General features: G+C 68.6%; 13 protein-coding genes. 9 read left to right on the top strand and 4 right to left on the bottom strand.

Features of this window, described 5'->3' with window-relative positions:
• Positions 1-111 precede the first annotated feature (111 nt).
• From FHS55_RS16105 to FHS55_RS16095, 3 genes are all read right to left on the bottom strand, one after another.
• Entirely contained in the window at positions 112-1,557 is a 1,446-nt protein-coding gene (locus FHS55_RS16105) for a phospholipase D-like domain-containing protein (RefSeq protein WP_183190800.1), read from the bottom strand.
• Between the two features lie 203 nt (positions 1,558-1,760).
• Positions 1,761-4,202 (bottom strand): endopeptidase La, encoded by a 2,442-nt coding sequence (gene lon, locus FHS55_RS16100; RefSeq protein WP_183190799.1) that lies wholly within the window; start codon positions 4,200-4,202, stop codon positions 1,761-1,763.
• A gap of 16 nt (positions 4,203-4,218) precedes the next feature.
• Positions 4,219-4,632: an Hsp20/alpha crystallin family protein gene (locus tag FHS55_RS16095; protein WP_183190798.1), complete on the bottom strand. Its 414-nt coding sequence runs from the start codon at positions 4,630-4,632 to the stop codon at positions 4,219-4,221.
• Positions 4,633-4,856: 224 nt separating this feature from the next.
• On the opposite strand from FHS55_RS16095, the gene FHS55_RS16090 reads away from it, so the two are divergent.
• From FHS55_RS16090 to FHS55_RS16070, 5 genes are all read left to right on the top strand, one after another.
• Positions 4,857-5,093: a hypothetical protein gene (locus FHS55_RS16090; RefSeq protein WP_183190797.1), complete on the top strand. Its 237-nt coding sequence runs from the start codon at positions 4,857-4,859 to the stop codon at positions 5,091-5,093.
• A 37-nt stretch (positions 5,094-5,130) separates the two neighbouring features.
• Complete coding sequence (locus tag FHS55_RS16085) at positions 5,131-6,192, top strand: DUF2778 domain-containing protein (RefSeq protein ID WP_183190796.1); 1,062 nt, start codon at positions 5,131-5,133, stop codon at positions 6,190-6,192.
• A gap of 133 nt (positions 6,193-6,325) precedes the next feature.
• Positions 6,326-7,267 carry an aminotransferase class IV gene (locus FHS55_RS16080; RefSeq protein ID WP_343056189.1) on the top strand — a complete coding sequence of 314 codons (942 nt, stop codon included), beginning with the start codon at positions 6,326-6,328 and terminating at the stop codon, positions 7,265-7,267.
• A gap of 48 nt (positions 7,268-7,315) precedes the next feature.
• A complete protein-coding gene (locus tag FHS55_RS16075) occupies positions 7,316-8,578 on the top strand; it encodes a serine hydroxymethyltransferase (protein WP_183190795.1) in 1,263 nt (420 codons plus the stop codon).
• 118 nt (positions 8,579-8,696) lie between these two features.
• Positions 8,697-10,037 (top strand): nucleotide sugar dehydrogenase, encoded by a 1,341-nt coding sequence (locus FHS55_RS16070; RefSeq protein ID WP_183190794.1) that lies wholly within the window; start codon positions 8,697-8,699, stop codon positions 10,035-10,037.
• Here FHS55_RS16070 and FHS55_RS16065 read toward each other — a convergent pair.
• Positions 10,027-11,070 carry a polysaccharide lyase family 20 protein gene (locus tag FHS55_RS16065; RefSeq protein ID WP_183190793.1) on the bottom strand — a complete coding sequence of 348 codons (1,044 nt, stop codon included), beginning with the start codon at positions 11,068-11,070 and terminating at the stop codon, positions 10,027-10,029. The two genes, FHS55_RS16070 and FHS55_RS16065, sit on opposite strands and share 11 nt — an antisense overlap.
• Before the next feature lie 104 nt (positions 11,071-11,174).
• Here FHS55_RS16065 and FHS55_RS16060 point away from each other — a divergent pair, with 104 nt between their 5' ends.
• Genes FHS55_RS16060 through FHS55_RS16045 form a run of 4 tightly spaced genes read left to right on the top strand, consistent with a single transcriptional unit; the run spans position 11,175 to position 18,088 of the window.
• Positions 11,175-13,910: an ABC transporter transmembrane domain-containing protein gene (locus FHS55_RS16060; RefSeq protein WP_183190792.1), complete on the top strand. Its 2,736-nt coding sequence runs from the start codon at positions 11,175-11,177 to the stop codon at positions 13,908-13,910.
• The gene (locus FHS55_RS16055; RefSeq protein ID WP_183190791.1) at positions 13,907-14,425 is read left to right on the top strand and encodes a Crp/Fnr family transcriptional regulator; all 519 of its coding nucleotides are present in this window, start codon (positions 13,907-13,909) and stop codon (positions 14,423-14,425) included. The genes FHS55_RS16060 and FHS55_RS16055 overlap by 4 nt, the downstream gene beginning before the upstream one ends.
• Before the next feature lie 9 nt (positions 14,426-14,434).
• Complete coding sequence (locus tag FHS55_RS16050; protein ID WP_183190790.1) at positions 14,435-16,177, top strand: adenylate/guanylate cyclase domain-containing protein; 1,743 nt, start codon at positions 14,435-14,437, stop codon at positions 16,175-16,177.
• Between the two features lie 3 nt (positions 16,178-16,180).
• Complete coding sequence (locus FHS55_RS16045; RefSeq protein WP_183190789.1) at positions 16,181-18,088, top strand: dipeptide ABC transporter ATP-binding protein; 1,908 nt, start codon at positions 16,181-16,183, stop codon at positions 18,086-18,088.
• Positions 18,089-18,092: the final 4 nt, after the last annotated feature.

The raw sequence follows: 18,092 nt of genomic DNA, 5'->3' as shown, positions 1-18,092 counted from the left end.
TCAGGCAGATCCAGTTGTCGGCCCGGCGCCGGCCCTTTATCCGCATGCCGCGTCAGGGCTGGCTCTATCCGGGATTGCCTCCGGCGCGGGAGCGAGGGGCGCGCGCTCGCCTCACAGATAGGGCGAGGCCAGCCAGATGGCGCGGTTGCGCAGCCGCTTGAGGAAGGGACGCGCGCGCAGGGTCTGCAGCGTCTCCGGCGTGGCCGAGCCCATCATGGCGGTGATGCGCGCCTCCACCGCCCCGGCAATGGCGGGGTCGTAGAGTTCGAGGTCGAGCTCGAAATTGAGCCGCAAGCTGCGCGGATCGAGGTTGGAGGAGCCGACATAGGCCCAGACCCCGTCCACCGCCATCAGCTTGGAATGGTCGAACATGCCGCCGGCGCGCCATACCCGGCAGTCGCCCTCCAGCACCTGGTCGAGCTGGGCGGTCATGGCGTAGTCGACCAGTTTCAGGTTGTTGGCGGAGGGGATGACGATGTCCACATCGACCCCGCGCCGTCCGGCCACGGAAAGGCTGCCGATCAGTTGCAGGTCGGGCAGGAAATAGGGTGAGCAGAGCCGCACGCGGTTCTGCGCCATGGCCAGCGCGCCCATGATCACGCTGTGCGCGGAGGCAAGGTTGAGGTCGGGCCCCGAGGGCACCACGCGCACCGCCACGTCGCCGCAAGGCGGCCCCTCGGGCGCTTCCGCCCAGGCCGGGCCTTCGAGAATTTCGGCCGTGGTGAAGGTCCAGTCCTCGGCGAACACCGCGAGAAGCTGCTCCACCGCCGGGCCCTCGACGCGGAAATGCGTGTCGCGCGCGGCATCGGCGCCACCATAGCGGCGGGTGAACTGGGCACGAATGTTCATGCCGCCGGTGAAGGCCAGCGCGCCGTCGACGATCAGCATCTTGCGGTGGCTGCGCAGATTGGCATAGGGCAGCCGCAGGCCGATGAGATTGCCCATGAACAGGTCGACATTCACTGCGCCATCCTGCAGCCGGCCGACGATCGGAGGACGCGAATAGCGCGCCCCGATGGCGTCGATCAGCACCCGCACGGCAACGCCGCGCTGGTGCGCCTCGATCAGCGCGTCGGCGAACTCGGCGCCGACCGGGTCATTGTCGAAAATGTAGGAGGAGAGCGCGACATGCCGCCGGGCGCCGCGTATGGCGGCGAGCATCTCGGGGTAGGCCTCATCGCCGCTGTCCAGCAGCCGCACCGCGTTGCCGGTGGTCAGCGGAAAGGCGCTCACCCGGTCGCCGAGCCGCTTCATGGCGGAGAGGCTGGGCGACAGGGCGATGGCGATGGGCGGACGCTCATGGTGCCGGCGCCGGTCCTGGCTGGCGCGGCGGCGCTTGGCCGCGGTGCGGCGGATGCGGTTGATGCCGGCGACGAGATAGAGGAATGCCCCGATCACCGGCGAGAGCAGGATGACGCCGACCCAGCCGGTGGCCGCGCGCACATCGTCCTTGGTCATCGCCGCATGGATGGCCGCGACGAGGCCGATGGCCGTGCTGATCACCAGCGCGATATGCGGCCAGTAGGTCGACAGGAAGCTGTACGTCTGGCTGTTCAAGACCCGGTCCTGCGGCTCCGTGCGGGGGTGCGATCATGCGCGCGGAGTTTGAACAATTCGGCAACGGGGGCCGCGCCGGGCGCGGGGCTCCCGCCGCAGGAAAGCCCCGGGGCGCGAACCCCGGGGTTTTTGATGCAGGGCGCCGGGCCTCGCGTTCAGACCGCCTCGCGTTCAGACCGCCTCGCGTTCAGACCGCCACCCGTTCAGACCGCCGCGCGGAGGGGAGCGGCGGGCGTGTCGGCCGCCGCGTCCGTCGGCTCAAGTGCGTTGGCGATGGCGTCGTCCACCCGCTCCAGCCAGACGAAGTCCAGCCGCTCCCGCGCGTCCTGAGGAATGTCCTCATAGTCGCGCCGGTTGCGGGCGGGCAGCATCACGCGGGTCAGCCCCGCCCGCGCCGCCGCCACCACCTTCTCCTTGATGCCGCCGACCGGCAGCACGAGACCGCGCAGGGAGATCTCGCCGGTCATCGCCGTGTCCTTGCGCACCGTGCGGCCGGAGAGCAGCGAGACCAGCGCGGTGAACATGGCGACGCCCGCGCTCGGCCCGTCCTTCGGCGTCGCGCCGGCGGGCACGTGAACGTGCACGTCGTTGGTCGCGAACACCGCCGGGTCGATGCCGAACTCGGCGGCGCGGCTCTTCACCAGGCTCATCGCCGCCTGCGCGCTTTCCTTCATCACGTCGCCGAGCTGGCCGGTGAGGATCAGCCCGCCGCGCCCCGGCACCTTGGTCGCCTCGATGAACAGGATGTCGCCGCCGACCGGCGTCCAGGCAAGGCCGGTGGCCACGCCCGGCACGCTGACACGCAGGGCCACCTCGTCCTCGAAGATCGGCGGGCCCAGCAGGTCGGGCACGCCCTCGGCCGTGATGTCGGCGTGCGTCACGCTGCCCTCGGCGATGCCGACCGCGACGTGACGAACCGCGCGTCCCACTTCACGCTCCAGGTTGCGCACGCCGGCCTCCCGCGTATAGGCGCGGATGATGGTCTGCAGCGCGTCGTCGGCGACGGTGACCTGCTCGGGGCTGACGCCATTGGCCGCCAGCTGCCGGCGCACGAGGTAGCGCTTGGCGATCTGCAGCTTCTCGCTGTCGGTGTAGCCCGACAGGGTGATGATCTCCATGCGGTCGCGCAGCGGGCCGGGGATGGTGTCGAGCATGTTCGCGGTGGCGATGAACACCACGCGCGACAGGTCGAACGGAACGCCGAGATAATTATCCCGGAAGGTGCCGTTCTGCTCGGGGTCGAGCACTTCCAGCATCGCCGCCGACGGGTCGCCCTGGATGCCGGAACCCATCTTGTCGATTTCGTCCAGCATCATCACGCAGTCGCGGGTGCCCGCCTTGCGGATGCCCTGGATGATGTTGCCGGGCAGCGCGCCGATATAGGTGCGCCGGTGACCGCGGATCTCCGCCTCGTCATGCACGCCCCCTAGGCTGACGCGGATGAACTTGCGGCCAAGCGCGCGGGCGATCGACTGGCCGAGCGAGGTCTTGCCGACCCCGGGAGGGCCGGCGAAGCACAGGATCGGCGCCTTGCCGTTCGGCGCGAGCTTGCGCACGGCGAGATATTCGATGATGCGCTGCTTGATCTTGGGCAGGCCGAAATGGTCTTCGTCCAGAACCCGGCGCGCCTCGCCGATGTCGATCGGCGCTTCCTCGGGGAGCTTCCACGGCAGGGCGATCAGCCAGTCGAGATAGGTGCGGATCATGCCGTATTCGGGCCCGGCGTCGGACATGCGGCGCAGCCGGCCCAGCTCCTTGCGGGCCATCTGCTCCACGTCGTCCGGCATGCCGGCCTCCGCGACCTGCGTCTCCAGCTCGGCGATTTCCTGGCTGTTGCCGCCATCCTCGCCCAGCTGCTTCTGGATCGCCGCCATCTGCTCGCGCAGCAGAACCTCGCGCTGGCGCTCGTCCAGCGATGCCCGGGTCTGCCGGCCGATCTCCTGCGACAGGCGCAGAACCTCGATGCGGTGGGCCAGCAGCCGCGAGACCTTGTTCATGCGCGCGACGATGTCGACCGTCTCGAGCAGCTCCTGCTTCTCGTCGGAGGAGATGTCGATATAGGCCGCGACGAGGTCGGTGAGGGCGCCGGGCGATTCCGCCCCGCGCACGGCCGCGACCAGTTCGCCCGGCACCTGCGGCAGCAGTTCCAGCGCCTCGGTGGCCTGCCCCTGCAGGTGGACGAAGCGCGCCTCGATCTCGGACGTGCTCTCCTCGACCTCCTCCACCCGTGTCACGCGGGCGGTGACGAAGGGGCGTTCCTTGACGAATTCTTCCACGCGGAAGCGCTGCTCGCCCTGGCAGACGAGGTGATGCGTGCCGTCCTGCGCGGTGACGTAGCGCAGGATGTTGGCGACGACGCCCATGCGGTGCAGGTCGCCGCTCGCCGGCTCCTCCTGCTGCGGATCGCGCTGCATCAGGATGCCCACCGGGCGCCCCTCGCGGATCGCCTGCTGCACGGCCGCGAGCGAGGCCGGCCGCTGCACCGCCACCGGCATGACGACGCCGGGGAACAGCACGAAATTGCGCACGGGCAGGATGATCAGCTGGTCCGCGGGCACGCTGCCATTGCCATTCGCGGCGCCGCCGTTTCCGCCGGCATCGGCCGCATGGACGGGCGCGATCGTCTCATAAATGGGGTGTGTCATGATTCTATCCCCGCTCTCAAACCTTGCGCAGCACGACGGCGAGGCAGCCGTTCACGACACGCGGATGGGCGACCTCGTAGCGGCCGGGCGGCAAGGCCAGCTGGCGCTCGAAACGACCCTGCGGCAGTTCCATGCGGTGGATGGTGGCGCGATGGAGCTCCGGCGGCAGCACGCGCTCTCCGGCAATGGTGAGCACGCCGCCATTGATCGCCACGGTAATGCGATCGGGGTCGACGCCCGGCAGCGCGGCGAGCACGAGCAGTTCGCGTTCCGTCTCCAGCACATCGACCGGGGGCTCCCAGCGAAGCGCACCGGGACGGCGCGCGGGCTCCGGCGCCGGCTGGAACATCTGCCGGTGCATGCGCTCGGCGCGGTTCAGCATGTCGAGCGCTTCCGACCACATCCAGGCGCGGGGGTCAGTCTTCTTCATGGGGTTCTCCTGGGCAGGCCGGGGGACGCCGCCCTCGGCTTGCGAGGCTCATATGGTGACGGTTCGCCGTCGCGCCAGAGAGCCGAACAGCGCCCCGTCCGCCTGTCGGGCGCTCTCGAAATAGGCATGCGATTTCGCTGGGCGGGCAGCTCTCCCCGGGCGCGCCACCGCGTTCTCCGCATGTCTGCCCCCGGCAGCGAAAAAATGTCGCGGCCTGGAGATTCATGACCCGTGAGCGTGCGGCGGCCTTGCGCGGGCACGATCCGGTGGCATCGGTCATCCGGACGGTGCATACCGGCCCGAGAGGCATTGTCGCAGCGGCATTAATGAAATATTACCTAAACAAATCTAGGGTCGACGCGTTCAGCGCCGCCAACCGGCCGGAAAAGAGCCGGGATCTTGGGGGACTGTTCGAAGGAATGGACTGCCCGTACAGTTCGGGTCTCGGCTCGGGCTGCTGACGCATCCGTTTGATTCGCCACCTATGTAGAGACGCCTATGCGCTTTGTCGGAACCTTCCTCATCGGCTCAGCGAGTTTCGTCGCGATGGCGGTGGCGGCAGCTTGGGTCTCCAACGCGTTCCTTCCGACCCGCGCCGATGCCGCCCGTGTCGACCCCGAGCTGCAGCTGCGGCCGGCGGTGCCAGCCGTGACCACCGAAGTGGTGGACGGGCCGGCGCCCGCCCCGGTCCACACGGTGATGGATGTCCGCAATTTCCGCGCCGCCGGCGAGATCGGCCAGCCGGATGGCTGGCTGTTCAACCCCGCGCTGACGCCGACCCGCCCGACCGTCATGGCCGCCCTGCCGGCGGCGCCACCCACATCGCCGCCGACGGTGGAGACGGTGAGCGCGGTGCCGCTGCCCATGGCCAATCCGCTCTATGCCGGTCGCGTGATGCCGGGCGATGAGCCCGAGGACACGCTGACCCTCGCTCCCCTTCCGCCGAAGAAGCCGCTTCTGCCGCTCGCGGCCGCGCCGACCGCAGCTTCCACCTCCGCCTCGGCTTCTGCCGAGCTGGCGATGCTGCCGCCGACCATGGAGGAGGACATCGCGCCGGACGAGCCGTCGACGCCTCCCGCCGCCGCGCCGCCGGAAGTCTCCGATGAACTGCGCCTGCCCACAGCCGGGGACAAATACGCGATCTACGATATCCGCGCCAAGAAGCTCTACATGCCGGGCGGCAAGAAGCTGGAGGCACATTCGGGCTATGGCGACAAGTTCGACGACCCGCGCCATGTCGCGGTGAAGATGCTCGGTCCCACCCCGCCCAACCGCTACAAGCTGACCATGCGCGAAGCGCGCTTCCACGGCGTCGAGGCCGTGCGCATGACGCCGATCGGCGATGGCAAGATGTATGGGCGCAACGGCATCCTGGTGCATCCCTACATGCTCGGCCCGCGCGGCGATTCCAATGGCTGCGTGTCGGTGGCCGAGTACGAGACCTTCCTCGCCGCCTTCAAGCGCGGCCAGGTGAACGAGATGATCGTGGTCGAATCCATGCCCAAGACCTCCACCCCGAGCAACTCGCTCATCTCCTGGCTCACCGGCAAGCGCGGCTGAGCGATGGCCGCGGCGCGGCGGCCGGCCGGCGGTGCCTCTGCGCCTTAAGTCGGGGGCGCCCGGCGCAGCGGGTGACTTGAATCGTCTGCCGCAGGGCTGCGATGCTCGCGTGTCCAGCCATGTGGAGGAACGCGTGCCCGATCGGGATTTCAGCCAAGGTGCGGCCTATGTGAAGGGCCGGTTCGTCCCGCTCATGGAAGCCGCGGTGCCGGTGACGGATTGGGGCTTCACCCGCTCGGACGTGGTGTATGACGTCGTGCACGTCTATCACGGCGGTTTCTTCCGGCTTGCGGACCATCTCGACCGTTTCGAGCGCGCCATGCAGGCCCGTCATCTCGCCCCGCCGGAGACGCGGGCGCAGATGGAAGACATCCTGCACGCCTGCGTCGGGCTTGCTGGGCTCAATGATGCCTATGTCTCGATGATGGCGCTGCGCGGTCGTCCGCGCGTGCGCGGCTCCCGCCGCCCCGCCGATTGCGACAATCATTTCATGGCCTATGCCGCCCCGTGGATCGACGTCATCCCGCCCGAAGTGCAGGCGCGCGGCGCGCATGTGCTGATCGCCTCGGTGCCGCGGGTGCCGGATGGCAGCGTCGATCCCACGGTGAAGAACTTCCAGTGGGGCGACCTGACCACTGGCCTGCTGGAGGCGCATGGGCAGGGTTTCGACACCGCCGTGCTGTGCGATGCCGAGGGCTTCCTCACCGAAGGGCCTGGCTTCAACGTCTTCGTCGTCAAGGATGGGCGCGTGCTGACGCCCGATCGCGGCAGCCTGGAGGGCATCACGCGGCGCTCGGTGCTGGAAATCTGCGCCGATCTCGGCATTGAGGCGACGATCGCGCCCATTCCGCGCGCGCTGCTGGAGAGTGCCGACGAGGTGTTCGCCACCACGACGGCGGGCGGGGTGATGCCGATCGCCCGGGTCAGCACCGGCCACACGACGCATATTCTCGGCAATGACCGGCCGGGCCCCATCTCGGCCGCGCTGCGCGAGGAATACTGGCGGCGCCACGAGGCCGGCTGGCACCTGACGCCGGTGCGCCGCGACCTCGCCGAGACGGCGCTTGCCCGCTAGGCTGCGCGGCCCTTTTTTACTTCCCCTGTCCCGTTTCCCGCGAGTGCCATGTCCACGCTTCACGCCGGCTACTTCACGCAAGGCCTCGACGCCGATCCCGAACTGGCCGCCGCCATTCGCGGTGAACAGGGCCGCCAGCAGGACGGCATCGAGCTGATCGCCTCCGAGAACATCGTCTCGCGCCTTGTGCTGGAAGCGCAGGGCTCGGTGCTGACCAACAAGACCGTCGAGGGGCTGCCCTATGGCCGCTATTATGGCGGGGCGGAATTCGCCGACGCCATTGAGGCGCTGGCGGTCGAGCGGGCGAAACAGCTGTTCGGCTGCCGCTTCGCCAATGTGCAGCCCCATTCCGGATCAAACGCCAATGCCGGCGTGTTCCTCGGCTTGCTGAAGCTGGGCGATACCATCCTGTCCATGGATACGGCGGCGGGCGGGCATATCAGCCACGGCCACCCCGCGACGCTGACCGGGCGCGACTACACGATCGTGCGCTATGGGGTAAGCCGCGAGAGCGAGCGCATCGAGCTGGAGGAACTGCGCGCGCTGGCGCTGGCGCATCGGCCCCGGCTCATCGTCGCCGGCGGCTCGGCCTATCCCCATGCGCTGGACTTCGCCGGCATGCGGGCCATTGCCGACGAGGTCGGCGCGCTGTTGATGGTCGACATGGCGCATTTTGCCGGGCTGGTGGCCACCGGGCTCTATCCGCACCCGTTCCCCCACGCGCATGTGGTGACCTCCACCACCTACAAGTCGCTGCGCGGCGCGCGCGGCGGCATCGTGCTGTGGAATGACGAGGCGCTCAGCGACCGCATCCAGTACGGCATCTTCCCCGGCGTGCAGGGCTCGGTGATGATGCATATCGTCGCCGGCAAGGCGGCCTGCTTCGGCGAGGCGCTGCGGCCGGAATTCACCGCCTATAACCGCGCCGTGCTGGAAAATGCGCGGGTGCTGGCCGACCGGCTCGCCGGGGCGGGGCTGCGCATCGTCGGCGGTGGCACCGATTGCGGGCTGATGCTGGTGGACCTCTCGGACGCCGGCACCACCGGCGACATCGCCGCCAAGGCGCTGGAGAAAGCCGGGCTGGCGGTCAACAAGAACCTGATCCCGTTCGACCCGCGCCCGCCGGAGGCGCCCTCGGGCCTGCGCCTCTCGTCCAATGCCGGCACGGCGCGCGGCTTCGGCACGGCCGAGTTCGCCACCATAGCGGAATGGATCACCCGTATCATCCGCGCCCCGGCGGATGCGCAGGTGATCGCCGAGGTCGGCGGGCAGGTGCGCGCGCTGTGCGCCCGCTTCCCGATCTATCGCTGAGGCCGGGCCAGGGGCGCGCGCAGGTCAAGTCCGTGCGAAGCCGAGGACCGGGCGTTGTGCGCCGGGCACGGGGCGGCTAGACCACGCGCTCGCCATCCCGCACCGCGCGAGCCGCTCCATGACCGATGACAGCCCCGCCGCCCGCCTCGAACAGCGTCTCGCCGCCCGCCGCGCGCGCATCGGCGTGATCGGGCTCGGCTATGTCGGCCTGCCGCTGGCGCTGGTGGCGGTGGAGGCCGGCTTCCCCGTCACCGGCTTCGACATCAATCCCCAGCGTGTCGCCGACATCGCCAGTGGCCGGCAGGTGATCAAGTACATTCCCGCCGCGCGGATGGCGGCCGCGCTCGCCACGTCGCGTTTCGCGGTGACGCAGGATTTCGCGCCGCTCGCGGATTGTGATGCCATCCTCATCTGCGTGCCGACGCCGCTCACCCGCCAGCGCGAGCCGGACCTCTCCTTCGTGGAGGAGACCGCCCGCGCCATCGCCCACACGCTGCGGCCCGGCCAGCTGGTGGTGCTGGAATCCACGACCTGGCCGGGCACCACGGTGGAGGTTGTGAAGCCGATCCTGGAAGCCGGCGGGCTGGTGTGCGGGCAGGATTTCTTCCTCGCCTTCTCGCCCGAGCGCGAGGATCCCGGCAATGCGCATTACTCCACCGCCACCATTCCGAAAGTGGTGGGCGGCGAGGGGGAGGCGGCCGGCCGGCTGGCGAGCGCGCTCTATCGCGATCTCGTCACCCGCGTGGTGCCGGTATCCTCGACCCAGGTCGCCGAGGCGGCGAAGCTGACCGAGAACATCTTCCGCTCGGTCAATATCGCGCTGGTGAACGAACTGAAGACCGTCTACGGCGCCATGGGCATCGATATCTGGGAAGTGCTGGAGGCGGCGGCGACCAAGCCGTTCGGCTTCATGCCGTTCTATCCCGGCCCGGGGCTGGGCGGGCACTGCATCCCGATCGACCCGTTCTATCTCACGTGGAAGGCGCGCGAGTTCGACATCGAGACGCGGTTCATCGAGCTGGCCGGGCAGATCAACACGCGCATGCCCTATCTCGTGGTCGACAAGCTGGCGGAAGCGCTGGATCGGCTGGCCGGGCGCGGGCTCTCGGGCGCGCGCATCCTCGTGCTCGGCGTCGCCTACAAGAAGAACGTGGACGACGTGCGCGAGAGCCCGGCGCTCAAGCTGATGGAACTGATCGACGAGCGCGGCGGGGACTGCGAGTTCCACGACCCCTTCGTCGCGGCGCTGCCGCCGACCCGGCGCCATGGCCGGCTCAGCGGCAAGCGATCGGTGGCGCTGACCGCCGAGCTGCTGGACAGCGTCGACGCGGTGCTGGTCGCCACCGACCATGACGAGGTCGACTACGCGCTGGTGGCGGCCCACGCGCGCGTGCTGGTCGACACCCGCAACGTGTTCGCGAAGGCGGGGCTCTCCCCCGCCGGTCTCGTCAAGGCGTGAGGGCCGACTTTACCCCCGCCCCCAGCGTGGCGCAGAGTTCGGCGCTGGCGACATCGGTGCAGGCCGGCCCGCGGCGGAAATCGTCGTACCAGAGCTTCCAGATGCCGTCCTGGCCGGCCCTGTAGGGGCCGAACTTGAAATACATGTGCTCGCCGAGGCCATCGCCCTCGTGGCCGATCTTGCCCTCCACCGTGACGATCCATTGGCCGTTGGCCACGATGTCGATGCGCCCGTCGCCGCCGGGGCCGGGCTTCACCTGGAACACGAAGTCGATCCAGCCCGAATCCAGTGCCGGCAAGGTGCCCCCGCGCGGGGTGATGACGAGGTCTGGCGAGCAGCCGGGAAAGCCGATCTGCGCCGGTGCATGCTCGCCCGGCGCGGCGGCGACCAAGGTACGGAACTGCCCGAATTCGTCGGGCGTGCCGGCCGGCGCCTCGCCGGGCCGGCACGCGGTCGGCCGCTCCGCCGTGCCGGTCGGCTGGAACGTGCCGGTGTCGGTGTCGACGGTGGCGACGAGACGCCCGTCGACCAGCCGCAGTGCCAGAAGCGGTGAGTAGTCGCCATGCGCGCCGGGAATGATCTCGCGCTTCCACTGCGCCATCACGTAGCGATGCGGCTCGGTGGGGATGGGCGTCGCCATGCGCATGGACAGTGCGTACCAGACCGGCTCGCCATAGAGCACGAGCACTTCCGGCTTCTCCCACACCTCGGCGCGCTCGCTGCACAGCCCGTTCTGCTTCTTGCACTGCGAGCGCACGGAGAGTTCGATGGCCTGCTTGCCGCTTCGCACGATCTCGGACTCAAACGCGTAGCTGCCGGCCTCCTGCTCGTGGTTGTCCTTGTAGTAAAGTCCGCCGCCCGGCGCGAAATCCGTGCCCTCGAAGCCGTCGAACAGCACGAGGTCGCGCCCGTCCTGCCCGGCTGAAGCGGGGAGCGCGGATCCGGGCGCCGCGACAAGCAGCGCGAACCCGCAAAGAGCGAGCCGCTTCAACGCACTGCGCCGGCCGGGGTAGAGCGGAATGGTTGCGATCATGATAGCCTTCTCAGGATTTGGTGATCGTGCATGCGCGTGGGTGGTCGGCTGCCTATTTATGACGATCGGAATTTTAGGTTCTGCCAGCGAAGGGCGCAAAGGCCTTGTCCCTCAATTTCTTCAGTTATGTCTGGCACCACAGCCGGCGGGAGCAGTTGATCGTCCTGATCTTCGTGGTGGCGTCGCTGCCCTTCTACTGGTGGTCGCTCGACGTGCCCAAGCGCATCGTCAACGAGGCTATCCAGGGTAACGTCTTCAAGCACGGCGAGGCGGGCGCGCGCCTGTTCGACTATTCGCTCTCGCTGCCCGATTTCCTCGGCGGCGCCACCTGGCAGATCACCGATGGCCTGCTGCTGGCGCAGGTGCCCTACCTGTTCGCGCTGAGCATGGTCTTTCTCGTGCTCACGCTGATCAACGGCTGGTTCAAATACGTCATCAACATCCGCAAAGGCGTGCTCGGAGAGCGGATGCTGCGGCGGCTGCGCTTCGAACTTTTCGAGCTGGTCATGCGCTTCCGGCCGGAGGATGTGCGCACCACCAAGTCCGCCGAGGTCACCTCGATGATCAAGGACGAGGTGGAGCCGATCGGCGGCTTCTTCGGCGAGGCCTTCATCACGCCGGCCTTCCTCGGCACCCAGGCCATCACCGCGATGGCCTTCATCCTGGCGCAGAACATGTGGCTGGGCACGCTGTCGCTCTCGCTCATCCTGGTGCAGGGCGTGGTGATCCCCTATCTGCGTCGCGAGCAGATCCGCCTCGGGCGGATGCGGCAGATCGAATCGCGCCGGCTGGCCGGGCGCATCGGCGAAATGATCGATGCGGCGCCGGCGCTGCACGTGTTCGGCGTGGCGCTCTACAGCGCGGCCGAGATCGGCCAGCGCCTGGGCACGCTGTTCCACATTCGTCTGCAGCTCTACCGCCGCAAGTTCGCGGTGAAGTTCCTCAACAACCTCCTGTCCCAGCTCACCCCCTTCATCTTCTACACGCTGGGCGGCTATCTCGCGCTCAAGGGGCGGCTCGACATCGGCCAGCTGGTGGCGGTCATCGCCGCCTATCGCGACCTGCCCGGCCCCATCAAGGAACTGATCGACTGGGACCAGCAGCGCGCGGACGTGACGGTGAAATACGAGCAGGTGGTGGGAGCCTTCTACAAGGATACCCTTCTGCCGCCCGATCCGGTGCGGGAGCCCGAGCCGATCCCGCGCGACGCGCCGATCACCATCGTGGGGCTGCGGGTGATGAACGGGCGCGGCCTCGTGCAGATCGACCGCATGTCCGCCGCCATCGGCCGGCCGGGCCGCGTCGCGCTGGTGGGCGCCGCCGGCAGCGGGCGCGATATCCTGCCGAAGGTGCTGGGGCGGCAGATCACCGACTACCAGGGCAGCGTCACCATCGGTGGGCACGAGGTGGGGGCGATGTCGGACCGCGAGGCGAGCGCCGTGATGCTCTATGCCTCCGGCGAACCCTTCATCATGTCCGGCTCGATCCGCGACAATCTGTGCCTCGCGCTGCGCCGGGCGCTGCCGGTGCCGGACGAGCCGAAGGATGCCGATGCCCGCTACTGGCGGGAGGAGGCGCTCGCCACCAACAATCCGATCGTCTCGCCCGATGCCGACTGGATCGACTACCATGCCAGCGGCCTTTCCGGTCCGGCCGATCTCGACGCCGCCATCATCCAGGCGCTGCGCACCGTGCGCGGCTATGACGACATCTTCCGCGTCGGCCTGACCAGCAAGCTGGGCGACGACCTTGGCGAGGATCTGGCCGAGCGCCTGCTGGGCGCGCGAGGCGCCATTTACGCGCGCTATGAGCAGCTGGGTCTGGCCAGCTATGTCGAGACCTTCCAGCCCGAGCGCTTCAACGCCAATGCCACGATCGGCGAGAACCTCTTGTTCGGCGTGTCGATCGGCAAGCGGTTCGAGGCGGAGAAACTGGCCCACGATCCGTTCGTGCGGTCGATCATCGCCGCCGAGGCGCTGGTGGCCCCGCTCACCAATATCGGCCTCAAGATGGTGGAGACGGTGGCGGAGGCCTTCCAGGGCCTCGCCGCGGACAACCCGCTGCGCGAGCGCTACTCGTTCATCGACGAGGCCGAGCTCAGCGAATTGTGGCCGCAGTTGCAGGGCACGTGGCAGCGTGGCCAGCGCCGCCAGTTCTCGCCGGAACTGCGCGACAAGCTGGTCGGCTACGCGCTCATGTATGTGGAGCCGCGCCACCGGCTCAGCCTGATCGACGAGCACCTCGTCGCCCGCGTGCTGCGCGCGCGCGGCAGTTTCCGCGACTTCCTGCCGGCCAAGGATGCCGGCGAGATCGAGTTCTACGATCCCGAGCGGCTGATGCCGGCGGCGACGATCCGCGACAACCTGCTGTTCGGCCGCATCCGCTACGGCAAGATGCACGCGCGCGACAAGCTGCTGGACGCCGCCCATGCGGTGCTCGACGAACTGGGGCTGGAGAGCTTCGTGGTCTCCAAGGGCCTTGAGCAGGATGCCGGCCCGGGCGGCCGCCTGCTGTCGGTGCAGCAGCGGGTGACGGTGCATCTGGCCCGCGCTCTGCTGCGCCAGCCCGACATTCTCATTCTTGACGACGCTCTCTCTAGCTTCGGAGCGAGTGAGGCGCATATGATCATGGAGAATATCTTCGAGGCGATGGCGGGCCGGACCGTCATCGTCGCGCAGTCGAACGATGATGATCTCGACGCGTTCGATCTGGTGTTGACATTCGAGGGAGCCAAGCTGGCGGGAGCCGAGCGAAAGGGCTCCCCGTCCGGCACGCAAGCTCAGGAGGGTCGGCCAGTGGCGCCGGTTCGCGAGCCACAACCGCAGGAGGCTGTGAAATGACCATCGAGGACGAAGTCCGGTCGCTTCAGAAGTTCCGCATGTTCCGCGATGTGGAGGGCGCCAAGCTGAAGCTGCTCGCCATGATCAGCGACCGTGTCGTGTTCCAGCCCGGCGAGGTGATCTACGCGCAGGGCGATGCGTCCGATGCCGTCTACATCGTGCTGGACGGCCAGTTCAAGGTGTCGCTCGTCACGGCCCACGGGGTGATCGACTTCGCCGAGCATGTGCGCGGCGTGCTGCTCGGCGAGGCCGGCGTGCTGTGCGACCAGAACCGCATGGCCACCATCACGGCGGAGACGCCGGTTGTCGCGCTCCGGGTCGATCGCGAGCCGTTCCTCCAGCTCCTGAAGGAATCGCGCCCGTTCAACCATGCGGTCGTGCGCGAACTGGGCCGCCAGATCATGGAACTCAACAATATCTGTGCCCAGCTGGTGGAACGTCTTCCCAAGGGGACGCCGGCCGTCGATGCAGGCCACAAGGTCGCCCTTACGGCGACTCATGAACAGGTGCATTGACGGTCACCCATGTCGCTGAGTTCGACGACCAGACCGGATGAGGATACCGGGCACAAGCGGACGCACCTGCGCGACGTGCCATGGGCGTGCGGGGCGCGGCAATGGTCCGGCATCATCCTGTTCGCCTTCGTGCTGACCCACCTGCTCAACCACGCCGTCGGCGTGTTCGGGGTCGAGGCGATGCAGCATGTCCAGCAATGGCGCTGGTTGATCTGGCAGTCGCTGCCCGGCACGCTGCTGCTATACGGCGCGGCGCTGGCGCATATGGGCCTCACCGCCTACCGGGTCACGCTGCGGCGCACCTGGCGCATGCCGCGCGACGAGGCCTGGCAGATCATGTCCGGCCTCGCCATTCCGCTGCTGGTCGTCAACCACGTTGTGCAGACGCGCATCGCCCATACCTGGTTCGGCGTCGATACCGGTTACCAGGCGGTGCTGTACAAATTGTGGCCCGGCGCGGTGTTCTCGCAGAGCCTGCTGCTGGTGGTGGCGTGGAGCCATGGCGTGATCGGGATGCATCACGCCATGCGTTACCAGAACTGGTACACCGCGCGCTGGCGCATTGCCGGGCTCGTGCTCGCCGTGCTCATTCCCTGCCTGGCGCTGATGGGGTTCATTGCCGGCGGGCGCGAGGCGGCGCTGGGGCCCGCGCCGGAAGCGCTGACCGCCGCGCAGGCTGGGCGCCTGGCCATGGCCGGGGGCACGCTCTACTGGGGCGTGGCGGGCTTCGTCGCCGCCTTCGCCGGTCTCATCGGCGTGTTCTATATCCGCCGGCGGGTGGGGGCGATCGTCACCATCACCTATCGCGGCTTCGGCCGGGTGGAGGTTCCGCGCGGCACCTCGGTGCTGGAGGCGAGCCGCATCAACCATATTCCGCACCCCTCCTCCTGCCGGGGGCGTGGGCGCTGCGCGACCTGCCGTGTGCAGGTGCTCTCGGGCAGCGAGCATGTCGCCGAGCCGTTCGGCGGCGAGCGCATGGTGCTGGCCAGCCTCGGTGCGCCCGAGAATATCCGCCTCGCCTGCCAGCTGCGCCCGACGCAGGACCTTGGCGTGCGCATCCTGATGCCGGTGCTCGGCCGGCGCTTCGATGTCGACCAGGACGAGGCGGCGATGGAATGGGCGCTGGAGCGCGAGGCCACGATCCTCGTGCTCGATCTTCGCGCGTTCACCACCTTGACGCACAACCGGCTTCCTTATGAGATCGCCGTGCTGGTGAACCGCTTCTCCTCGGAGATGCGGCAGGCGGTGGAGAGCCATGGCGGTCGTGTGGATCAGATGTATGGCGACGGGTTGATGGCGGTATTCGACACGTCGGACAAGAAATCCACGGGCGCCCGTGCCGCGCTGCGGGCGGCGCGGGACATGTCGCGCGTGCTGGAACTGCTGAATGGCGAGATGCGCGGAGCGCTGCCCATCCCGATCCGCGCCGGCATCGGCATTCATACCGGCCGCGTCGTGCTGGCGCGCGTGAGCGACGGGCTCGGTGCCAATGAACTGCACGCCATCGGCGACACGGTGGCGGTGGCGGCGACGCTGGAGAGCGCCTCCAAGGAATTCCTGTCCGACTATGTCGTCTCGAAGGAGGCGGCGGAGGCGTCGGGCTTCGATTTCTCCCGGCTGACCGCGCGCGAGGTGACGATGGACATCAGCGGGGCGAGCATTTCGGCCTATGCGATCGCCGATGCGGCCACGCTCGGCGAGGTCATGGCGGGCAAGGCGGTGCTCGGCATTCTCAACATGGCGAGGGCCTGAGGCGTGGAGCAGCCCGGTGCCGCCGATGTCCTGCGCATCGAGAACCTGCGCATTTCCTTCACGCTGCACGGCCAGCCCAACGAGGTGGTGAAGGGCGTGTCGCTGCGCGTTCCGGCCGGGCGCACGGTGGCTCTGGTCGGCGAGAGCGGATCGGGCAAGACGGTGATCTCGCAGGCGGTGATGGGCCTGCTGCCGCGCAACGGCTTCATCACCGAAGGGCAGATCCTGTTCGCCGACCCGGCCAAGCCGGGCAAGTTGGTCGACCTCGCCAGCCTCGACCGCGACGGCCGCAAGATGCGCAGGCTGCGCGGCGGGCGGATCGGCATGGTCTTCCAGGAGCCGATGTCCTCGCTCTCGCCGGTGCATACGATCGGCAACCAGATCGAGGAGGCGCTGCAGCTTCACCGTCCACATCCGCGCCGCGAGGCGCGCGCGGTGACCGAGCGGATGCTCGATCTGGTGGGTTTCCGCGATCCGCACCGCTCCTACGACCAGTATTCGTTCGAGCTGTCGGGCGGCCTGCGCCAGCGCGCCATGTTGGCGATGGCGCTGATCTGCCGGCCGGCGCTGCTGATCGCCGACGAGCCGACCACCGCGCTGGACGTCACCATCCAGGCGCAGGTGCTGAAGCTGATGAAGGATCTCCAGCAGGAGATCGGCATGGCGATCCTGCTCATCACCCATGACCTCGGCGTGGTCGCCAACATGGCCGACGAGGTGGTGGTGGCCTATCGCGGGCAGGTGATGGAAGCGGGCACGGCCGAGGACATTTTCCGCCGGCCGCAGCATCCCTATCTCAAGGCGCTGCTCAAGGCCTCGCCGGATTTCGACATGAAGCCGGGCGAGCGGCTGGTGGCGCTGCGCGACATTGCCCCGGTGCTGCCGCGCGAGTTCGCCCGGCGCGCCGACGAGATCCCGGCGCGGGTGACGGAGCTGATCCGGCCGGCGGCGCCGCCGGTTCTGCTTAGCGTGCGCAACCTGCGCAAGACCTACGGGGGCAAGAAGGGTGCCGGCGTCGTCGCGGTGGACGATGTCAGCTTCGACGTTCTGCGCGGCCAGTGCCTCGGTCTGGTGGGCGAGAGCGGCTCGGGAAAGTCGACCGTCGGCCACATGATCATGCGCTCGCGCAGTGCCGATTCCGGCTCCATCATCGTCAACGATGCCGCCGGCCCGATCGATGTGCGTGCGCTGGAGGGGGCCGCGCTCCGGGCGTTCCGCCCGCGCATGCAGATGATCTTCCAGGATCCGGTCTCCTCGCTGTCGCCGCGCATGACCGTGCTCGACATCATCCGCGAGCCGATGATCATCCAGGGCGCGGGCACCGACGCCGAGCAGAAGCGGCGCGCGGTGGAGTTGATGGAGTGCGTCGGGCTCGACCCGCGCTTCCTGAGCCGCTACCCGCACAGCTTTTCGGGCGGGCAGCGCCAGCGCATCGGCATCGCCCGCGCCATCGCGTTGAACCCCGAGCTGATCATCTGCGACGAGCCGGTCTCCGCGCTCGACGTCTCGGTGCAGGCGCAGGTGCTCAACCTGCTCAAGGACCTGCAGGCCTCGCTCGGGCTCACCTATCTGTTCGTCTCGCACAATCTGGCGGTGGTCCACTACATGGCGGCCCGCATCGCCGTGATGGCACGCGGGCGCATTGTCGAGATCGGCCCGCGCGATGCCATCTTCGAGCGGGCGGCGCATCCCTACACGCAGGCGCTGCTGAAGGCGGTGCCGCTGCCGGATCTCGATCGCCGGCTCGATTTCGCGACCTGCGTGCCGAGCGCCAGCATGTCCGATCCGGCCAACTGGCCGGAGACCTTCCGCGGCGGCGCGCCCGGCCAGCTCGCCATGGTGGATCTGGGCGGTGGGCATCTGGTGCTGGCCGATCCGGCGTGCACCCTTCGCGACCTGACCGCGGCATGAGGAG

Origin of the sequence: Ancylobacter tetraedralis (assembly GCF_014195655.1) — a bacterium.
Classification (GTDB): domain Bacteria; phylum Pseudomonadota; class Alphaproteobacteria; order Rhizobiales; family Xanthobacteraceae; genus Ancylobacter; species Ancylobacter tetraedralis.
This window is presented reverse-complemented; position numbering and strand designations above follow the sequence as displayed.